This is a genomic window from Pseudomonas sp. NPDC087185 (assembly GCF_044744955.1).
In the GTDB taxonomy this organism is placed as follows: domain Bacteria; phylum Pseudomonadota; class Gammaproteobacteria; order Pseudomonadales; family Pseudomonadaceae; genus Aquipseudomonas.
Genome location: NZ_JBIUZK010000002.1, coordinates 37,657 through 56,746 on the forward strand (window position 1 = coordinate 37,657; position 19,090 = coordinate 56,746).

General features: G+C 63.0%; 14 protein-coding genes and 6 tRNA genes. 15 read left to right on the forward strand and 5 right to left on the reverse strand.

The genetic code is table 11. The features are described 5' to 3' along the window. Positions 1-53: 53 nt before the first annotated feature. A complete protein-coding gene (locus ACIPIJ_RS05465) occupies positions 54-1,250 on the reverse strand; it encodes an amino acid aminotransferase (protein WP_401073546.1) in 1,197 nt (398 codons plus the stop codon). A gap of 287 nt (positions 1,251-1,537) precedes the next feature. Here ACIPIJ_RS05465 and uvrB point away from each other — a divergent pair, with 287 nt between their 5' ends. Then, entirely contained in the window at positions 1,538-3,553 is a 2,016-nt protein-coding gene (gene uvrB / locus ACIPIJ_RS05470) for an excinuclease ABC subunit UvrB (protein WP_401073549.1), read from the forward strand. Positions 3,554-3,622: 69 nt separating this feature from the next. On the opposite strand, the gene ACIPIJ_RS05475 is transcribed toward uvrB, so the two are convergent. After that, positions 3,623-5,113 carry an MDR family MFS transporter gene (locus ACIPIJ_RS05475; protein ID WP_401075688.1) on the reverse strand — a complete coding sequence of 497 codons (1,491 nt, stop codon included), beginning with the start codon at positions 5,111-5,113 and terminating at the stop codon, positions 3,623-3,625. 49 nt (positions 5,114-5,162) lie between these two features. Beyond that, positions 5,163-6,218 carry an HlyD family secretion protein gene (locus ACIPIJ_RS05480; RefSeq protein ID WP_401073552.1) on the reverse strand — a complete coding sequence of 352 codons (1,056 nt, stop codon included), beginning with the start codon at positions 6,216-6,218 and terminating at the stop codon, positions 5,163-5,165. 143 nt (positions 6,219-6,361) lie between these two features. Between ACIPIJ_RS05480 and gltX the strand changes: the two genes are divergently transcribed. From gltX to ACIPIJ_RS05540, 12 genes are all read left to right on the forward strand, one after another. Then, positions 6,362-7,843: a glutamate--tRNA ligase gene (gltX, locus tag ACIPIJ_RS05485; protein WP_401073554.1), complete on the forward strand. Its 1,482-nt coding sequence runs from the start codon at positions 6,362-6,364 to the stop codon at positions 7,841-7,843. A gap of 234 nt (positions 7,844-8,077) precedes the next feature. Further along, positions 8,078-8,153 (forward strand) — tRNA-Ala (locus tag ACIPIJ_RS05490). A gap of 72 nt (positions 8,154-8,225) precedes the next feature. Beyond that, positions 8,226-8,301, forward strand: a tRNA-Glu gene (locus ACIPIJ_RS05495). Positions 8,302-8,354: 53 nt separating this feature from the next. Continuing rightward, a tRNA-Ala gene (locus ACIPIJ_RS05500) sits at positions 8,355-8,430 on the forward strand. A 43-nt stretch (positions 8,431-8,473) separates the two neighbouring features. Then, positions 8,474-8,549, forward strand: a tRNA-Glu gene (locus ACIPIJ_RS05505). A gap of 65 nt (positions 8,550-8,614) precedes the next feature. Next, positions 8,615-8,690: transfer RNA gene (locus ACIPIJ_RS05510), tRNA-Ala, on the forward strand. Positions 8,691-8,732: 42 nt separating this feature from the next. Beyond that, a tRNA-Glu gene (locus ACIPIJ_RS05515) sits at positions 8,733-8,808 on the forward strand. 170 nt (positions 8,809-8,978) lie between these two features. Continuing rightward, a complete protein-coding gene (locus ACIPIJ_RS05520; protein ID WP_401073556.1) occupies positions 8,979-9,518 on the forward strand; it encodes a TetR/AcrR family transcriptional regulator in 540 nt (179 codons plus the stop codon). A gap of 23 nt (positions 9,519-9,541) precedes the next feature. Continuing rightward, the gene (locus ACIPIJ_RS05525; RefSeq protein WP_401073559.1) at positions 9,542-10,375 is read left to right on the forward strand and encodes an alpha/beta fold hydrolase; all 834 of its coding nucleotides are present in this window, start codon (positions 9,542-9,544) and stop codon (positions 10,373-10,375) included. A gap of 43 nt (positions 10,376-10,418) precedes the next feature. Continuing rightward, complete coding sequence (locus ACIPIJ_RS05530) at positions 10,419-10,853, forward strand: acyl-CoA thioesterase (protein ID WP_400799044.1); 435 nt, start codon at positions 10,419-10,421, stop codon at positions 10,851-10,853. A 51-nt stretch (positions 10,854-10,904) separates the two neighbouring features. Next, complete coding sequence (locus ACIPIJ_RS05535) at positions 10,905-11,876, forward strand: tRNA dihydrouridine synthase (protein WP_401073562.1); 972 nt, start codon at positions 10,905-10,907, stop codon at positions 11,874-11,876. Positions 11,877-12,043: 167 nt separating this feature from the next. After that, positions 12,044-12,487, forward strand: coding sequence for an Hsp20 family protein (locus tag ACIPIJ_RS05540; protein ID WP_401075689.1), 444 nt, complete (start codon positions 12,044-12,046; stop codon positions 12,485-12,487). A gap of 48 nt (positions 12,488-12,535) precedes the next feature. Here ACIPIJ_RS05540 and ACIPIJ_RS05545 read toward each other — a convergent pair whose 3' ends face one another. Together ACIPIJ_RS05545 and ACIPIJ_RS05550 are read right to left on the reverse strand one after the other, a co-directional pair. After that, positions 12,536-15,832, reverse strand: a complete 3,297-nt coding sequence (locus tag ACIPIJ_RS05545) for a PAS domain S-box protein (protein WP_401073565.1) — start codon at positions 15,830-15,832, stop codon at positions 12,536-12,538. 61 nt (positions 15,833-15,893) lie between these two features. After that, positions 15,894-16,772, reverse strand: a complete 879-nt coding sequence (locus tag ACIPIJ_RS05550) for a LysR family transcriptional regulator (RefSeq protein ID WP_401073568.1) — start codon at positions 16,770-16,772, stop codon at positions 15,894-15,896. Positions 16,773-16,902: 130 nt separating this feature from the next. On the opposite strand from ACIPIJ_RS05550, the gene leuC reads away from it, so the two are divergent. Both leuC and leuD read left to right on the forward strand, forming a co-directional pair. Next, a complete protein-coding gene (leuC, locus tag ACIPIJ_RS05555; protein ID WP_401073571.1) occupies positions 16,903-18,336 on the forward strand; it encodes a 3-isopropylmalate dehydratase large subunit in 1,434 nt (477 codons plus the stop codon). Beyond that, on the forward strand, positions 18,333-18,977 hold the full coding sequence (gene leuD / locus ACIPIJ_RS05560) for a 3-isopropylmalate dehydratase small subunit (protein ID WP_401073574.1): 645 nt from the start codon (positions 18,333-18,335) through the stop codon (positions 18,975-18,977). The genes leuC and leuD overlap by 4 nt, the downstream gene beginning before the upstream one ends. The last annotated feature ends 113 nt before the right edge of the window (positions 18,978-19,090 follow it).

Genomic DNA, 19,090 nt, shown 5'->3' on the forward strand with positions numbered 1-19,090 from the left:
TGCCAAGGGCAAGTCAACCCACCCCTGGAAAATCAGCCAGCCAAATCAAGCAGTTACAGTACTTCGACGATGGCCTTGGTGACCACGTGAATGTTGCTCTGGTTCAGCGCGGCAACGGCAATGCGGCCGGTGTCCAGCGCGTAGATGCCGAACTCGTTCTTCAGGCGCGCCACCTGCTCGACGGTCAAGCCCGAGTAGGAGAACATGCCGGCCTGGCGGCCAACGAAGCTGAAGTCGCGCTTGGCGCCATATTCGGCCAGCAGGCTGACCATCTGCTGGCGCATGCCGTGGATCCGCTGGCGCATCTCGCCCAGCTCGGCTTCCCACATCTGGCGCAGTTCGGCGCTGTTGAGCACGGTGGCGACGATGGTCGCGCCGTGGGTCGGCGGGTTGGAGTAGGTGGTGCGGATCACACGCTTGACTTGCGACAGCACGCGGGTGCTTTCGTCCTTGTTGCCGGTGACGATCGATAGCGCGCCGACGCGCTCGCCGTACAGCGAGAACGACTTGGAGAACGAGCTGGAGACGAAGAAGTCCAGGCCCGATTCGGCGAACAGGCGCACGGCGAAGGCGTCTTCGGCGATGCCGTCACCGAAGCCCTGGTAGGCCATGTCGAGGAACGGCACGTGGCCCTTGGCCTTGACCACTTCCAGGACGTTTTTCCAGTCGTCCAGGCCCAAGTCGACGCCTGTCGGGTTGTGGCAGCAGGCGTGCAGGACGACGATCGAGCCGGACGGCAGGGCGTTCAGGTCTTCGAGCATGCCAGCGCGGTTGACGTCGTTGCTCGGGGCATCGTAGTAGCGGTAGGTCTGTACCGGGAAGCCAGCGGTCTCGAACAGCGCGCGGTGGTTTTCCCAGCTCGGGTCGCTGATGGCAACCACGGCGTCGGGCGACAGGCGCTTGAGGAAGTCGGCGCCAATCTTCAGTGCACCGGTGCCGCCAACGGCCTGCACGGTGACCACGCGGCCGGCGGCCAGCAGTGGCGACTCGGCGCCGAAGATCAGTTTCTGTACAGCCTGGTCGTAGGTGGCGATGCCGTCGATCGGCAGGTAGCCGCGCGAAGCGTGCTGTGCGGCACGCTGGGTTTCGGCTTCGATCACGGCGCGCAGCAGCGGAATGCGGCCTTCCTCATTGCAGTACACGCCCACGCCCAGGTTGACCTTGTCGGTACGTGGGTCGGCGTTGAATGCTTCGTTGAGGCCCAGAATAGGGTCGCGGGGTGCCAGCTCGACAGCGGAAAACAGGCTCATTGTTACCTTGGCTCTGAATGGAGAGTGATAGGGCGTACACGCTCCAGCCGAATGCACTGAAGCGGTGCACAAACGGGGAGTCAGTATAGTGATACCGAACGGTCACTGCGACAGTGTGGCGCAGCTTTTCCGGCGATTTGCGCAAATATTTTTCGACCATTGGTCGAATTGCCGGGTCCACCGCAATGAGCGTTCACACCTCTGCCTTGAATCCGCCCCCGGGCGGGCGCATTTGGGTATAGACTACTGGCTAAATTTACAGTTGCTGCGTTACCGCGAGGTCCGACATGTCCGAGTTCCAGCTCGTCACCCGTTTCCAGCCGGCCGGCGACCAGCCCGAGGCCATCCGTCAGATGGTCGAGGGGATCGAAGCGGGCCTGTCGCACCAAACCCTCCTCGGGGTGACCGGTTCGGGCAAAACATTCAGCATCGCCAATGTCATCCAGCAGGTGCAGCGCCCGACCATGGTGCTGGCGCCGAACAAGACCCTCGCAGCGCAGCTGTATGGCGAGTTCAAGGCGTTTTTCCCGAACAACGCGGTGGAGTATTTCGTCTCCTATTACGACTACTACCAGCCCGAAGCCTACGTGCCATCGTCGGACACGTTCATCGAGAAGGACGCTTCGATCAACGATCACATCGAACAGATGCGCCTGTCCGCGACCAAGGCGCTGCTGGAACGGCGCGATGCGATCATCGTCACCACGGTGTCGTGCATCTACGGCCTGGGTAGCCCCGAAACCTACTTGAAGATGGTCCTTCACGTCGATCGCGGCGACAAGCTCGACCAGCGCGCGTTGCTGCGTCGTCTGGCCGATCTGCAGTACACCCGCAACGAGATGGACTTCGCCCGTGCCACCTTCCGCGTGCGCGGCGATGTGATCGATGTGTTCCCGGCCGAATCCGACCTTGAAGCAATCCGCATCGAACTGTTCGACGATGAAGTGGAGAACATTGCCGCCTTCGACCCGCTGACCGGCGAGGTCTTCCGCAAGTTGCCGCGCTTCACGTTCTACCCCAAGAGCCATTACGTCACCCCGCGTGAAACCCTGCTCGACGCGGTCGAAGGCATCAAGGAGGAGCTCAAGGAGCGCCTCGAGTACCTGCACAAGGCCAACAAGCTGGTGGAGGCCCAGCGCCTGGAGCAACGTACGCGCTTCGACCTGGAGATGATCCTTGAGCTGGGCTACTGCAACGGTATCGAAAACTACTCGCGCTACCTGTCCGGGCGCCCGGCCGGGGCGCCGCCGCCGACCCTTTACGATTACCTGCCGGCGGATGCATTGCTGGTGATCGACGAGTCCCACGTCAGCGTTCCCCAGGTGGGGGCGATGTACAAGGGCGACCGTTCGCGCAAGGAAACCCTGGTCGAATACGGCTTCCGCATGCCCTCGGCGCTGGACAACCGGCCGATGCGCTTTGACGAGTGGGAGTCGGTCAGCCCGCAGACCATTTTCGTGTCCGCCACCCCGGGGCCCTATGAGGCCGAGCATGCAGGGCGTGTCGTGGAGCAGGTGGTGCGCCCCACTGGCCTGGTCGACCCTCAGGTCGAGATTCGCCCGGCGTTGACCCAGGTCGACGACCTGCTGTCGGAGATCCGCAAGCGCGTGGCGGTGGGCGAGCGGGTACTGGCCACCACGCTGACCAAGCGCATGGCCGAGGACCTCAGCGATTACCTGGCCGATCACGATGTGCGGGTGCGCTACCTGCACTCGGACATCGACACCGTGGAGCGGGTTGAAATCATCCGTGACCTGCGTCTGGGCACCTTTGATGTGCTGGTGGGCATCAACCTGCTGCGCGAGGGCCTGGACATGCCTGAAGTGTCGCTGGTGGCGATCCTTGACGCCGACAAGGAAGGCTTCCTGCGGTCGGAGCGTTCATTGATCCAGACCATCGGCCGTGCTGCGCGTAACCTCAACGGCCGGGCCATCCTTTATGCCGACCAGATAACCGGTTCCATGCAGCGGGCCATCGACGAGACCGAGCGCCGCCGCGAGAAGCAGGTTGCCTTCAACGAAGCCAACGGCATCGTGCCCAAGGGCGTCGTCAAGGACATCACCGACATCATGGAAGGCGCCACCGTGCCCGGTGCGCGCAGCAAGAAGCGCAAGGGCATGGCTAAAGCCGCGGAGGAGAGCGCCCGCTACGAGGCCGAGCTGCGTACGCCGGGTGAGATCACCAAGCTTATCAAACAGCTGGAGGAGAAAATGATGCAGTTTGCACGCGACCTGGAGTTCGAGGCTGCGGCGCAATTGCGTGACGAGATCACCCAGCTTCGGGAGCGGTTGATTACCAGCTGATTATCACTAGCCTGCACTGGCCTCATCGCGGGCTTGTCCCGCGAAGAGGCCAGTACAGCCAGCATCAACTCAATGAGCCTCTCCAGCCTTCAGCCCTTCTGGTAATTTGCGGGTCAGCAATACCGCCACCATGCTCACCGCCAACCCAATGCCGACAAAATGGAAGGCATCGTTGTAGGCCATGATCTGCGCCTGCTGGTGGGTAATTTCGCTCAACTTGCCCAGTGCCGCATTGTCATTGCCCAGCCGCTCCGCCAGCTGCGCCAGCCGCTCGGCCACCTGCGGGTTGCTCGGCACCACCGCTTCGCGCAGGTAGTCGAAATACACCTTGGTGCGTGCATCCAGCAGAGTGGCGAGCAAGGCGATGCCAATGGCGCCCCCCAGGTTGCGCAGGATGTTGAACAGGCTCGACGCCGACCCGGCATCCTGCTGCTGGATGTAGGCTGTGGCAATCAGCGAAATGGTCACCATGATCATCGGTTGCCCCAGCGCACGAATGATCTGGATATGGTTGAACTGGGGGCCGGCAAAGTCTGGGTTGAGTACCCCCGAACCGAAGCTCGCTGCACCGAACAGGCAAAAGCCCAAGGCACACAGGATCTTGGGTGATATCACCTTCATCAGTTGCGGCACCAACGGAATCAGGAACAGTTGTGGCACCCCCATCCACATGATGACCTCACCGATTTGCAAGGCGTTGTAGCCCTGGATCTGCGCGAGGTACAGCGGCAACAGGTAGATCGACCCATACAGCCCGACGCCCATGCCCAGGCTGGCGATGCTCGACAGGCCAAAGTTGCGGTTGCCGAGGATGCGCAGGTTGATCAGCGGATGGGGCTTGGAAAACTGCAGGATGACAAAGGTGATCAGGCTGACCAGGGCGATGCTGCCCAAGGCGACGATCAGGTTGGATTCCAGCCAGTCCTTGCGGTGGCCTTCCTCCAGAAACACCTGCAGGCAACCCAGGCCAACGCCCAGCGTGACGATGCCGGCGTAGTCGGTGCTTTTGAGCAGCTCCCAGTGCGCTTCTTTTTTCTCCAGCCCATACATTAGCCCGGCAATCATCACCAGGCCCGGCGGGATATTGATGTAGAAAATATATTCCCAGCCCCAGTTTTCGGTCAGCCAACCACCCAGGGTCGGGCCGATGGAGGGGGCAAAGGTGGCCGTCATGGCGAACATGGCCATGCCCTTGGCGCGGTGGTGTTCCGGCAGTTTGATCAGGGTCAGGGTGAATGCCAGCGGGATCAGCGCGCCGCCGGTGAAGCCCTGCAAGGCCCGGAACAGGATCATGCTCTCCAGGTTCCAGGCCATCGAGCAAAGCAGCGACGACAGCAGGAAGCCGACCGATACCCACACCGCCAGGCGGCGGGCCGACAGTAACTGCACCAGCCAGGCCGTCAGCGGGATCATGATGATCTCGGCCACCAGGTAGGACGTGGAGATCCACGAGCCTTCTTCCAGGGTGGCTGATAGCGCGCCCTGGATGTCCTTGAGCGAAGAATTGGTGATCTGGATATCCAGCACCGCCATGAAGGCGCCGAGCATCACGCTCATCACCGCGATCCAGTCGCGCCGGGAAGGCTCCGCGGTTGGCCTCAGCAGCTGATCACCGGCCATCGTGGCCTTCATCTTCTGCGCGCAGGTCGACGGTGGCGTTCACCGACATGCCCGGGCGAATACGGCCATGCAGCGGGTTGTCGGCGGCGAAGGTCAGTTTCACCGGGATGCGCTGCACCACCTTGGTGAAGTTGCCGGTGGCGTTATCGGGGGGCAGCAGGCTGAACTGCGCGCCGGAGGCAGCGAACAGGCTGTCGACGCGGCCTTCGATCGGCGTGTCGGGGTAGCTGTCAAACAGCAGTTCGGCGCGCTGGCCGGGCTGCATGTGGCCGATCTGGGTTTCCTTGAAGTTGGCCTGTACCCAGATGTCTTCGTCGGGCACGATCGACAGCAGGTAGGCGCCGGCCTGCACCACCTGGCCATTACGGGCGTTGCGCTGGCCGATGATGCCGTTGATCGGGGCGCGGATCTCGCAGCGGGTCAGGTTAAGTTCGGCCTGGGCCAGTTCGGCGCGGGCGTTGGCGATCTGTGCATCCAGGCGCTTGAGGTCGGCGCTGAGTGCATTGACCTGCTGGCGCTGGCTTTGCAGGTCAGCGCGGGCCTTGTCCACCTGGGAGCCGGCAACGTGGCTTTCCGCCGAAAGGGTGGTGACTTGCTGCTCGGAAACGAACCCCGGTTTGCGCAGTTTCTCGACGCGGTTGAGGTCCAGGCGCGAGCGGTCGAACGTTGCCTGATTGGCCGCGACTTGGGCCTGGCCGGCGGCGATCAGGCTGCCCTGTTGGGTCAGGCGGCTTTGCGCTTGCACGTGCTCGGCTTCACGGGTGGCCAGGGCGGCGCGGGCGCGTTCCACGGCCAGTTCGAAGTCGGCAGCTTCCAGGCGCACCAACAGATCGCCCTTGCGCACAGGCTGGTTGTCCTCCACGCGCACCTCGTCGATCCGTGCGCCGAGCTGGCTGGAAATGCGCGTGATCTCGCCCTGGACATAGGCGTTGTCGGTGCTTTCGTAGAAACGACCCTTGAAATACCAATGGGCGAAGAAGGCGAGGGCGATGATCGCTACCAAGGTGAAGAAGATCAGCAGGCGGCGTTTGAGTTGAGCGGGCATGGGGACTATCGTTCCAGAAATGTAAGCAAATTTAACAGCGACACACGGCCCTCCCACAAGTGTCGTTCGCGCCATTGCTGGAGCCCGGTGCCTGCTCCCTGCTAACATCCCGCCTTTGTTTCATCTTTCGCTCGAGACTCTCCATGACCACCGTACGCACGCGTATCGCGCCATCGCCCACTGGCGACCCCCATGTCGGCACCGCCTACATCGCCCTGTTCAACTACTGCTTTGCCAAGCAGCACGGCGGTGAGTTCATCCTGCGCATCGAAGACACCGACCAGCTGCGCTCGACCCGCGAATCGGAGCAGCAGATCTTCGACGCCCTGCGCTGGCTCGGCATCGAATGGAACGAAGGCCCGGATGTTGGTGGCCCGCACGGCCCATACCGGCAGAGCGAGCGTGGCGAAATCTACGCCAAGTATGCCAAGCAGCTGGTTGATGCCGGCCACGCCTTCTACTGCTTCTGCACCGCCGAAGAGCTTGAGCAGATGCGCGCCGAGCAGATGGCCCGCGGCGAAACCCCGCGCTATGACGGCCGCGCGCTGCTGCTGAGCGACGAGGAAGTGCAGCGCCGCCTGGCCGCTGGCGAGCCCCACGTGATCCGCATGAAGGTGCCGAGCGAAGGCATCTGCGTGGTCCCCGACATGCTCCGTGGCGATGTCGAGATCCCGTGGGACCGCATGGACATGCAGGTGCTGATGAAGAACGACGGCCTGCCGACGTACTTCCTGGCCAACGTGGTCGACGACCACCTGATGGGCATCACCCACGTGCTGCGCGGCGAAGAGTGGCTGCCGTCGGCGCCTAAGCTGATCAAGCTGTACGAATACTTCGGCTGGGAGCAGCCCAAGCTGTGCTACATGCCGCTGCTGCGTAACCCGGACAAGAGCAAGCTGTCCAAGCGCAAGAACCCGACCTCGGTGACCTTCTACGAGCGTATGGGCTTCATGCCCGAGGCGATGCTCAACTACCTGGGCCGCATGGGCTGGTCGATGCCGGACGAGCGCGAGAAGTTCTCCCTGGCCGAGATGGTCGAGCACTTCGACCTGTCGCGTATTTCGCTGGGTGGCCCGATCTTCGACATCGAGAAGCTGTCCTGGCTCAACGGCCAGTGGCTGCGTGAGCTGCCGGTGGAAGAGTTCGCTGCGCGCGTGCAGAAGTGGGCGTTCAACAGCGACTACATGATGAAGATCGCCCCGCACGTGCAGGGCCGGGTCGAAACCTTCAGCCAGGTCGCCCCGCTGGGTGGGTTCTTCTTCGAAGGTGCGTTGAAGCTGGACGCCAAGCTGTTCGAGAGCAAGAAGCTGTCTGCCGACCAGGTGCGTCAGGTAGTGCAGTTGATCCTGTGGAAGCTGGAAAGCCTGCGTCAGTGGGAAAAAGAGCGCATCACCGGCTGCATCCAGGCGGTGGTCGAAGCGCTGGAGTTGAAGCTGCGTGATGCCATGCCGCTGATGTTCGCCGCCATCACTGGCCAGGCCAGCTCGGTATCGGTGCTCGATGCCATGGAAATCCTCGGCCCTGACCTGACCCGCTACCGCCTGCGTCAGGCGCTGGACCTGCTGGGTGGTGTGTCGAAGAAAGAAAACAAAGAGTGGGAAAAGCTGCTGGCGAACATCGCCTGATTCAGGTTTGCACCTAGCCTGTGGGGCGGGCAAGCCCGCTCCCACAGGTCCAGCTAACCCCGAAGAACCGGGGCAGGGCGGTAAGTGGTTGTTATCTGTGAAAAAACTTTTGAATATTTTCAAAATTTCGTTTGACAGCTTTGCAATCCGATCTTAATATGCGCCCCGTCCACAGCGATGAACGAAACGAAGCGCCAGGCACCCAGCCGGTGATTCAGTTCAAAGCGACATTGTGGGGCTATAGCTCAGCTGGGAGAGCGCCTGCATGGCATGCAGGAGGTCAGCGGTTCGATCCCGCTTAGCTCCACCAAATTCCGCTTGGCAGCCAAGGCTGTCGAGCAAGATCGGGTCCAGCAACCGGGTCTTGAAGGTAAGAAGGTTCGTCCCCTTCGTCTAGTGGCCTAGGACACCGCCCTTTCACGGCGGTAACAGGGGTTCGAGTCCCCTAGGGGACGCCAGTTTCGCACAAGCGATGCTTTATGATGTCGCTGGGCCGAGAGGCTAGAAATCCGGGGCTATAGCTCAGCTGGGAGAGCGCCTGCATGGCATGCAGGAGGTCAGCGGTTCGATCCCGCTTAGCTCCACCAATTTTAGCCAGGGTTCACTTCGGTGAATCTTCGCGAAGGTTACGTCCCCTTCGTCTAGTGGCCTAGGACACCGCCCTTTCACGGCGGTAACAGGGGTTCGAGTCCCCTAGGGGACGCCACTTTTACCCGCGTTTTGCGGGGCTTAAAGAGGCTCATTCGCATATTGGATGAGCCTTTTGTTTTCGGGGCTATAGCTCAGCTGGGAGAGCGCCTGCATGGCATGCAGGAGGTCAGCGGTTCGATCCCGCTTAGCTCCACCAATTTAGCCAGGGTTCACATCAGTGAACCTTCGCGAAGGTTACGTCCCCTTCGTCTAGTGGCCTAGGACACCGCCCTTTCACGGCGGTAACAGGGGTTCGAGTCCCCTAGGGGACGCCACGTTTACCCGCGTTTTGCGGGACTTTAAAGGCTCATTCGCTTATTGAATGGGCCTTTTGTTTTTCTCCCCCTTCATAAAATGCACGCCGATAAACGGTTGCAAATGGTGCTTGCCAAAAAATATGATGAGAATAATATTTCAATCATCATATTTTGCCGGCGAGCCGTCCATGAGTGACAAGAAAACCAGAACGCGCGAACGCATTCTCGAAGCCGCCCGTAGCGCGTTGATCCAGCACGGCCCCGCCGAGCCGAGCGTCAGCCAGGTCATGGGGGCTGCTGGCCTTACCGTCGGTGGTTTCTACGCGCACTTCGACAGCAAGGACGAGCTCATGCTGGAGGCATTCCGGCAGCTGCTCAGCGAGCGCCGGGCCTTGCTGGCCCAAGTTGATCCGAGCCTGGACGGGGAGGCGCGGCGGGCACTGGTGAGTGCCTTCTACCTGTCGCGCAAGCACCGTGATGCCGAAGTGCATGCCTGCCCGCTGCCCAATTCGATTGGCGAGATGCAGCGCCTGCCGGAGGTGTTTCGTGAGGTGCTGGCCGAGCATGTCGAGCTGATGACTGCGGCGATGGTTGATCGCCCCGAAGATGCCGACAAGGCCCTGGCCGACCTGGCTCTGATGATTGGTGGTCTGGCGCTGGCCCGTGCGCTGGGCACTGGCGAGTTGTCCGACCGTATTCTGCGCGCCGCCAAGTCGGCGGTTATCTAAGCCTCAGACCCTGGAGCAAGGCGATGACTACCCTGAGCTGGATTCGTGGTGTGAATGGCACCCTCGGCCGACTGGCCCCCGAGCATGTCGCCGGCAAGATGCGCCGTGCCTTCATGACCCCGCGCAACCTGCCGCCAAGGCAGTGGGAATTACCCCTGTTGGCGAGCGCCGAGCGCATCACCTTGCGTTTTGGGTTGTCCGCCTTGCGTTGGGGCAAAGGCCCGACCGTGCTGTTGATGCACGGCTGGGAAGGGCGCCCGACCCAGTTTGCCGCGCTGATCGAAACCCTGGTGAAGGCCGGGCACACCGTGGTCTCGCTGGAAGGCCCCGGCCACGGGCGCTCGCCCGGGCAACAGGCGCATGTGGTGCTGTTTGCCCGTGCCCTGCTCGAGGCTGCCGCCGAACTGCCGCCGCTGCGCGCCGTGATCGGCCACTCCATGGGCGGTGCCAGTGTCATGCTGGCGCTGCAGATGGGGCTGCGCGCCGAAGCGGCGGTGAGCATCGCCGCGCCGGCGCAGCTGCTCGGCGTGCTGCGCGGCTTCGCCCGGCACCTGGGGCTGCCGGCACGGGCCAGGGCGGCGTTCATCCGCCAGGTCGAAAGGGACGTCGGTATGCAGATCAACCGCCTGGATGTCAGTGGTTATCAGCTGGAGCTGCCGGGGCTGGTGGTGCACGCCGCCGATGATGCGCTGGTGGCCGCCAGCGAAGCCGAGGTCATCCACAAGGCCTGGTTCGATAGCCGCCTGCTGCGGCTGGAGGAGGGTGGCCACCAGCGTGTGCTGGCCGACCCGCGGCTGAGCGAGGCGGTGCTCGAATTGCTCGAGCGTGCCAGCACACCCGCGCGGCAAAGCGCCTGAACATCCGATACACTCTGCCCGTTCACTGACATTGGGAGCGGGCATGAGCTGGGACCTGGCAACGCCATTCATCATCGACCTGCGCGTCGGCAGCGAGGACATCGACGGCCTCGGCCACGCCAACAACGCGGTATATGTCACCTGGCTGGAGCGTTGCGCCTGGCGCCATTCCCAGCGCCTGGGCCTGGACCTGGCCGAATACCGGCGCCTGGACCGGGCCATGGCAGTGGTGCGCCATGAAATCGACTACCTCGCCGCCGCCTATGAGGACGACGAGCTGCAGCTGGCGACCTGGATCATCGACTGGGACCAGCGCTTGCGCATGACCCGGCGCTTCCAGCTCAAGCGCCCGCGTGATGGCGTGACCCTGCTGCGGGCGCAGACCACCTTCGCCTGCATCGAGCTGTCCAGCGGCAAGCCCAAGCGCATGCCGGCGGAATTCGTCGACGGGTATGGTCCGGCGCTGATCGGCGCCTGAACTGCCGGTTTTTTTTGCTAGACTGCCGCCTTTTCCCGGCGAGACCCCGAAATGCAAATTGCCCTGGCCCCGATGGAGGGGCTGGTCGACAACATCCTGCGCGACGTCCTGACCCGAGTGGGCGGCATCGATTGGTGCGTCACCGAGTTCATCCGCGTGTGCGACCGCCTGCTGCCAGCCTCCTCGTTCGACAAGCTCGCGCCTGAGCTGCGCCAGGGCGCGCGCACGGCTGCCGGCGTGCCCATGCGTGTGCAGTTGCTGGGGTCCGATCCGGTCTGCCTGGCCGAAAACGCGGCGTTGGCCTGTGAGTTGGGCGCGCCGGTGATCGACCTGAACTTCGGCTGCCCAGCCAAGACCGTGAACAAGTCGCGCGGCGGCGCGGTGCTGCTCAAGGAGCCGGAGTTGCTGCATGCCATCGTGCGTGAAGTGCGCCGCGCCGTGCCGGCGCACATTCCGGTCACCTCGAAGATGCGCCTGGGCTTCGACAGCCCGGACGGTGCGCTGGAGTGCGCCACGGCCCTGGCCGAAGGGGGCTCGGCGCATCTGGTGGTGCATGCCCGCACCAAGGTCGAAGGGTACAAGCCGCCGGCCCATTGGGAATGGGTGGCGCGGGTGCAGGACGTGGTCAAGGTGCCGGTGTTCGCCAATGGCGAGATCTGGACCGTGGACGACTGGCGGCGTTGCCGTGAGGTCAGCGGCGCCGAGGACATCATGCTCGGGCGAGGGCTGGTGTCGCGGCCGGACCTCGCGTTGCAGATCGCTGCCGCGCGTGACGGGCATGAGTACCAGCCGATGAGTTGGGAAGCGCTGTTGCCGTTGCTGCGCGAATTCTGGCGCCAGGCCCAGGCCAAGCTGTCGCCGCGCTATGCGCCCGGGCGTATGAAGCAGTGGCTGGCGATGCTGACGCGCAGCTATCCGGAGGCGGTGGTGCTGTTTGCCGAGCTGCGGCGCGAGGATGATTGCCAGCGCATCAGCCGGTTGCTTGGCGTGCAGGTGCAGGCATTTGAGGCATGCGTTGCCTGATCTGGCCTCTTCGCGGGCCTTTCCCACAAAAAGGGCCGTTGAAGTCAGCGCAAAATTTTTTTCTTGCCACCCTTGAAAGCGATTTCCTGAACCTCATTTATTCAGTACGCGATGCCGAAGTCGGGTCGCGTAATGACTTACTTGCTGAATTTCAGGAGTTTATGACCATGACCAGCGCTTTCTCTCTCGCACCCCTTTTCCGCCACTCCGTCGGCTTCGACCGGTTCAATGACCTTTTCGAGTCTGCGGCACGTAACGAGGCGGGTAGCAGCTACCCTCCCTACAACGTTGAAAAACATGGCGATGACCACTATCGCATCGTGGTTGCCGCAGCCGGTTTCCAGGAGCAGGACCTCGACCTTCAGGTCGAAAAAGGCGTCCTGACGGTGATCGGCGGCAAGCGCGAAAACGCCGCCGCAGAGGTGACCTACCTGCACCAGGGCATTGCCCAGCGCGCGTTCAAGCTGTCGTTCCGCCTGGCTGACCATATCGAGGTCAAATCCGCCGGCCTGGCCAATGGCCTGCTCAGCATCGACCTGCTGCGCATCGTGCCGGAAGAAGCCAAGGCCAAGCGCATCCCGATCAATGGCGAAAAGCCTGTGCTGAACTGAGTTCGGCGGGATGAACAAAAGGGCACCTTCGGGTGCCCTTTTTCGTGGTCAATAGTCCGCCGGCGCCTCCAGCAGCATCTGCCTGAACTCTGGTAGCGGCAGCGGCCGGCTGTGCAGGTAGCCCTGGTACAGGTGGCACCCCAGCCGTTCGAGAAACTCCAGCTGCTCAGTCAGCTCCACGCCCTCGGCGATCACTGCCAGGTCGAGGCTGCGGGCCATGGCGACGATGGCGCGGACAATCTCGGCGTCATTGGGGTCCACCGGGGCGTCGCGAACGAAGGTCTGGTCGATCTTCAGCGCGTCCACGGGCAAGCGCTTGAGGTAGGTGAGCGAGGAATAGCCGGTGCCGAAATCGTCCATGGCGAAGCTCACCCCGTAGCGTTTCAACTCGCGCATCTTGCTGATGGTGTCTTCCAGGTTCTGGATCACGATGCCTTCGGTGATCTCCAGCTTGAGCATGTGCCGTGGCAGGCGGTAGTCGTCCAGGCTGCGCAATACCCGCTCGACGAAGTCGTTCTGGCGGAACTGCCGCGGGCTGATGTTCACGCACAAGCTGAAATCGCCGGCGTCGATCAGCCCGTCTTCTAGCATGTGCGCACAGGCATCACAGGCTTCGTCGAGTATCCAGCTGCCAACTTCGAGGATCAGGCCGCTTTCTTCCAATACCTGAATGAACTGCGCCGGCGGCTGCTGGCCCAGTTGCGGGTGGTGCCAGCGCAACAGGACTTCGGCGCCGACGATGCGGTTGTCGCGGGCATCCACCTGGGGTTGGAAGTGCAACGCCAGTTCGCCGCGGGCCAGGGCCAGGCGCAGGTCGTTTTCCATGCGCAGGCGCTCGCTGGCGGCCTTCTGCATGGTGGTGTGGAACAACTGGGTGGTGTTGCGGCCCGAGTCTTTGGCCCGGTACAAGGCGATGTCGGCGCGTTTGAGCAGGTCGGCCGGTGTGGCGCCGTGGTCGGGGATCAGTGCCACGCCGATGCTTGGTGTTACCTGCAGGCGCTGGCCGTCCAGCGACATCGGTTCGGCGAGCAGCTCGCGCAGGGTGTCGGCCAGCTCGCGGACCTTGTGCTCAACTGCCTCGCGGCTGCCTTCCAGGCCACTGAGCAGCACCACGAACTCATCGCCGCCCAGGCGCGCCACGGTGTCTTCCAGGCGCACGCTGGCTTCGAGGCGGGCGGTGATGATCTTCAGCACCGTGTCGCCGACCGGGTGCCCAAGCGAGTCGTTGATGTGCTTGAAGTGGTCAAGGTCGAGGAACAGCAGGGCGCCGCGCAGGTTGTGCCGGCGCAACAGGGCGATCTGCTGGCTCAGGCGGTCCATCAGTAGCGCGCGGTTGGGCAGGTTGGTCAGCGGGTCGTGGTAGGCCAGGTGGCGGATCTGCGCCTGGGCGTTCTTCAGCTGGCTGACATCGCGGGCGGTAAGCAGCAGGCAGTCGACCTCGTTGAGGCTGATGGGCTCGACCGACACTTCCACGGTCAGGATGTCGCCACGCTTGTTGCGCCCGAGCATTTCGCGGTGGTGCACGCGGCCACGCTCCTTGAGTTCGGCGAGCAGGGCGTTGCGCTGTTTGTCATCGGCCCAGATGCCCAGGTCGTAGACGCTGCGGCCGATCACCTCGGCGTTGCTGTAGCCGGTCAGCCGGCAGAAGCCGTCGTTGACCTCCACGTAACGCCCGCTGCGGCGTTCGCTGATGGTGATGGCGTCAGGGCTGGAGTGAAACGCCTTGGCGAACTTCTCTTCACTGGACTTGAGCGCCGCCTCGGAGCGTTGCTGCTGGGTGATGTCGCGCAGCGTGGTGACGCTGCAGGGCTGGTTGTCGACGCTGATCAGGCGGCTGGATATCACGCAGGTCAGCGGTGAACCGTTGCGGTGGTTGACCACCACGGCAACGTTGCTCAAGGCCTGCTCGCGGATCACCCGCTCGATGCGTTGGGCGCGCTCGATCGACTCGGCCCACAGGCCGATTTCTTCGGCAGTACGGCCGATCACCTGCTCCGCGCTCCAGCCGAAAGTATGGGTAAATGCCGGGTTGATCTCGATGAACTGGCCGGAGTCCTGGCGCGTCACGCAGATCGGATCGGGGCTGACCTGGAACAGGCTCGCGAACTTCTCCTCCGACGCGCTCAGGCGCAGTTCGCGCTCCACTTGCTCGGTGATGTCGAGCAAGGTGCCGGCCATGCGCAGCGGCTTGCCGAGGTCGTCGCGGTACAGGCGTGCGCGGCTCTCGATGTAGCGCGAGGCGCCGTTATCCAGCTGTACGCGGTAGGTGATCTGGTAGTTGCCCGCCGGGCCTTCGCGCAGGCTGCGGTAAGCCTGGCGCATTGAATCGCGTTCTTCTTCCGGTACGCCCTCGAAGAAGGCGTCGAAGGATTCATGAAAGGGCATCGGCTCCAGCCCGTGCAACTGCGCGGCGCGGGCCGAGCCGTAGAGCATGCCGCTGGGGATGTGCCAGTCCCAGGTACCCAGTTGCGCCGAGTCCAGGGCCAGGTCGAGGCGTTCCTGGCTGTCCTTGAGCGCCTGTTCGGCGCGTTTGCGCTCGGAGGTGTCGACGAAGGTGCTGAGCAGGAAGGTCACGCCTTCCAGCTCGATCGCCTGGGTGCACAGGATGCCGTCGTGGACCTTGCCGGTGCTGGCGCGGAACTGCACTTCCATGATCGCCGGGCCGCCGCTGGCGCGGATCGTTTCGAGCACCTGGTAGCGTTGCTCGGGGTTCACCCACAGGCCCAGTTCCAGGCTGGTCTTGCCGATCACCTGGTCGCCGGGCCAGCCGAAGATGTCTTCGAAGTGCTGGTTGACCTCGAAGATCATGCCGTCGTTGCGGCGCGTGAGCAGGATCGCGTTGGGGCTCAGGTGAAACAGCGTGGCGAAGCGCTTTTCCGAGTTGATCAGCGCGGTTTCCCGTTCGCGCTGGCGAGTGATCTCGCGGATCACCCCGATCATCTGCGGTCGGCCCTGGCGGTCGTGGGTCAGGCTGCCGTTGATTTCCAGCCAGTGCAGGCTGCCGTCCGGCCAGCGGATGCGATGGCGCATGGCTTTCTCGGCAGGTTCGCCGTTGACCACTGCCTGGAACAGCTGGCGGGTGCGGGCGCGGTCTTCTTCGGGCAGCAGGTCGAGGTAGTCGATGTCGTTGGGCAAGGGGCGCTGCGGGTCGAAGCCGAACAGGGCCTGGGTGCCACGTGACCAACTCACCCGGCCACTGTCGATGTCCCAGAGCCAGGCCCCCAGGCGTGCGCCGTTGAGCGCGGCCAGCAGCTGCGGGGCGTTCTGCCAGGCCTGTTCCGACTCCTGAGGGTCGGCCGCAGGGATACGCGGCAGGCGCGGAAAGCGGTTTGCTGATTTGGGCATTGGTACCAGACCTTTGGCGGTTGACGCGTCCTTGAGTTGGAAGTGCCGGGCTGACGACCGGTCAGGCGGACCCTGCATGACTGTCGAGCAGGGCCATGAAGGCCCTGGCCGCGTTCGACAGCGTTCGCTCGGTATGCAGTATGTAGCCTAGCTGGCGTGACAGCTGTATGCCGGGTAAAGCGATGGGTGCAACCTGATCGTCGAGCATGGTGCGCGGCAGCACGCTCCAGGCCAGGCCGATGGAGACCATCATCTTTATGGTTTCCAGGTAGTTGGTGCTCATGGCGATGTTCGGGGTCAGGCCTTGGCTTTCGAACAGGCGCTGGACGATATGGTGGGTAAATGTGTTGCCGCCGGGGAACACCGCCGGGTGGCGCGCAACGTCGGCAAGGCTGACCTCGGTATTGCTGGCCAGCGGGTGCTCGGGGGCGGCGACGAAATCCAGGGCGTCATCCCACACCGCAACGGCCTTGACCAGCTGGTGGGGCTCGGGTGCCAGGGTAATCACGGCTATTTCGGCGCGGCCATGGAGTATTTCGTCGTAGGCCGCTTCTGAATCGAGGAACTGAATATCCAATGCTACCGCCGGGTACTGCCGGGTAAACGCCCGCAGCAGCGGGGGCAGGCGGTGCAGGCCGATGTGGTGACTGGTGGCGAGGGTCAGGCGACCGCTCACTTCCCCAGTCAAATTGGTCAGTGCGCGTCGAGTATCATCTAGAACGTTGAGGATCTGATAAGCACGCGGCAACAGTGCCCGGCCAGCTTCGGTCAAGGTCACTTCCCGGCCAAGGCGATCGAACAGGCGCACGCCCAGTTGTTGCTCCAACCCGGCGATGCGCTTGCTGATGGCCGGCTGTGTCAGGAACAGGCGCTCGCCAGCGCCGGAAAAGCTGCCTGTTTCGGCAATGGCGATGAATGCACTCAGGTTGGCCAGGTCCACAGCTTGAATTCCTTTTGGTTATCCAAAGCATAAAAATTATGAATTTGAGTAATTCAATCTAAACCCATAGCATCGTCCGTACAAGCCAAGGGGTCTTTGGCATAGAAAGACGCTGATGAGGAACAGTCTGATGGCTGGCAAAACGCTCTACGACAAACTCTGGGAAGCCCATGAGGTCAAGCGCCGTGATGACGGCTCCTCCTTGATCTACATCGACCGCCATATCATCCACGAAGTGACGTCGCCCCAGGCTTTCGAAGGCCTGCGTCTGGCCCAGCGCAAACCGTGGCGCATCGATGCCAACATCGCCACGCCCGACCACAACGTGCCGACCACGCCGGAACGCAAGGGCGGAATCGAAGCCATCGTCGACCAGGTGTCGCGCCTGCAGGTGCAGACCCTCGATGAGAACTGTGACGAATACGGCATCGTCGAATTCAAGATGAATGACGTGCGTCAGGGCATCGTCCATGTCATCAGCCCGGAGCAGGGTGCCACCTTGCCGGGCATGACCGTGGTCTGCGGCGACTCGCACACCTCTACCCATGGCGCCTTCGGTGCCTTGGCCCATGGCATCGGCACTTCCGAGGTCGAGCACGTGCTCGCTACCCAGTGCCTGGTCGCCAAGAAGATGAAGAACATGCTGGTACGCGTCGAAGGCACCCTGCCTGCCGGCGTCACTGCCAAGGACATCGTGCTTGCCGTGATCGGCAAGATCGGTACCGCCGGTGGCAACGGCCACGCCATGGAATTTGCCGGCAGCGCCATCCGTGAACTGTCCATGGAAGGCCGCATGACCATCTGCAACATGTCCATCGAGGCCGGTGCGCGGGTTGGCCTGGTCGCCACCGATGCCACCACCGTCGCGTATGTCGAAGGCCGTCCGTACGCGCCGAAAGGCGAGCAGTGGGAGCGCGCAGTCGAGTCGTGGAAAGACCTGGTCTCCGATGACGATGCAGTGTTCGACACCGTGGTCGAGCTCGATGCAGCCGAAATCAAGCCGCAGGTCAGCTGGGGCACCTCGCCCGAGATGGTCCTGGCCGTCGACCAGCGCGTGCCGGACCCGGCTGCCGAGGCCGACCTGGTCAAGCGTGGTTCGATCGAACGTGCCTTGAAGTACATGGGCCTGAGCGCCAACCAGGCGATCACCGATATCCACCTGGACCGCGTGTTCATCGGCTCGTGCACCAACTCGCGCATCGAAGACCTGCGCGCCGCGGCCCAAATCGCCAAGGGCCGCAAGGTGGCTGCCACCGTCAAGCAGGCCATCGTCGTGCCGGGCTCCGGCCTGGTCAAGGCGCAGGCCGAGCGTGAAGGCCTCGACAAGATCTTCCTCGAGGCGGGTTTCGAATGGCGTGAGCCGGGCTGCTCGATGTGCCTGGCAATGAACCCGGACCGCCTCGAAAGCGGCGAACACTGTGCGTCCACCTCCAACCGCAACTTCGAAGGCCGTCAGGGCGCTGGTGGCCGTACCCACCTGGTCAGCCCGGCCATGGCCGCCGCCGCTGCGGTGACCGGCCACTTCATCGATGTCCGCGAGTTGATCCAAGGGAGCGCAGCATGAAAGCCTTTACCCAGCACACCGGCCTCGTTGCGCCGTTGGACCGTGCCAACGTCGACACCGACCAGATCATCCCCAAGCAGTTTCTCAAGTCGATCAAGCGCACGGGCTTTGGCCCCAACCTGTTCGACGAGTGGCGCTACCTGGACGTGGGCCAGCCTTACCAGGACAACAGCAAACGCCCGCTGAACCAGGAGTTCGTGCTCAACCACGCGCGTTACCAGGGCGCCAGCGTGCTGATCGCGCGGGAAAACTTCGGCTGCGGTTCGAGCCGTGAGCATGCCCCTTGGGCGCTGGACGAATACGGCTTCCGCAGCGTGATCGCGCCAAGCTTTGCCGACATCTTCTTCAACAACAGCTTCAAGAACGGTCTGCTGCCGATCATCTTGAGCGATGAGGAAGTCGACGAGCTGTTCAAGCAGGTCGAAGCCAACCCGGGCTACCAGCTGACCATCGACCTGCAGGCGCAGGCGGTGACGCGCCCGGACGGCAAGGTGTTGCACTTCGAGGTCGACGCCTTCCGCAAGCACTGCCTGCTCAACGGCCTCGACGACATCGGCCTGACCCTGCAGGACAGCGATGCGATCAAGGCGTTCGAAGGCAAGCACCGTGCCGCGCAGCCTTGGCTGTTTCGGGATGCCTGAGTGATGCAGTTGGGTTTGCTGGCCTCATCGCCGGCAAGCCGGCTCTCCCACAAGTACTGCACAGGTCTTGGCGCTTGTGGAGTCTCTGTAGGCGCCGGCTTGCCGGCGATAGC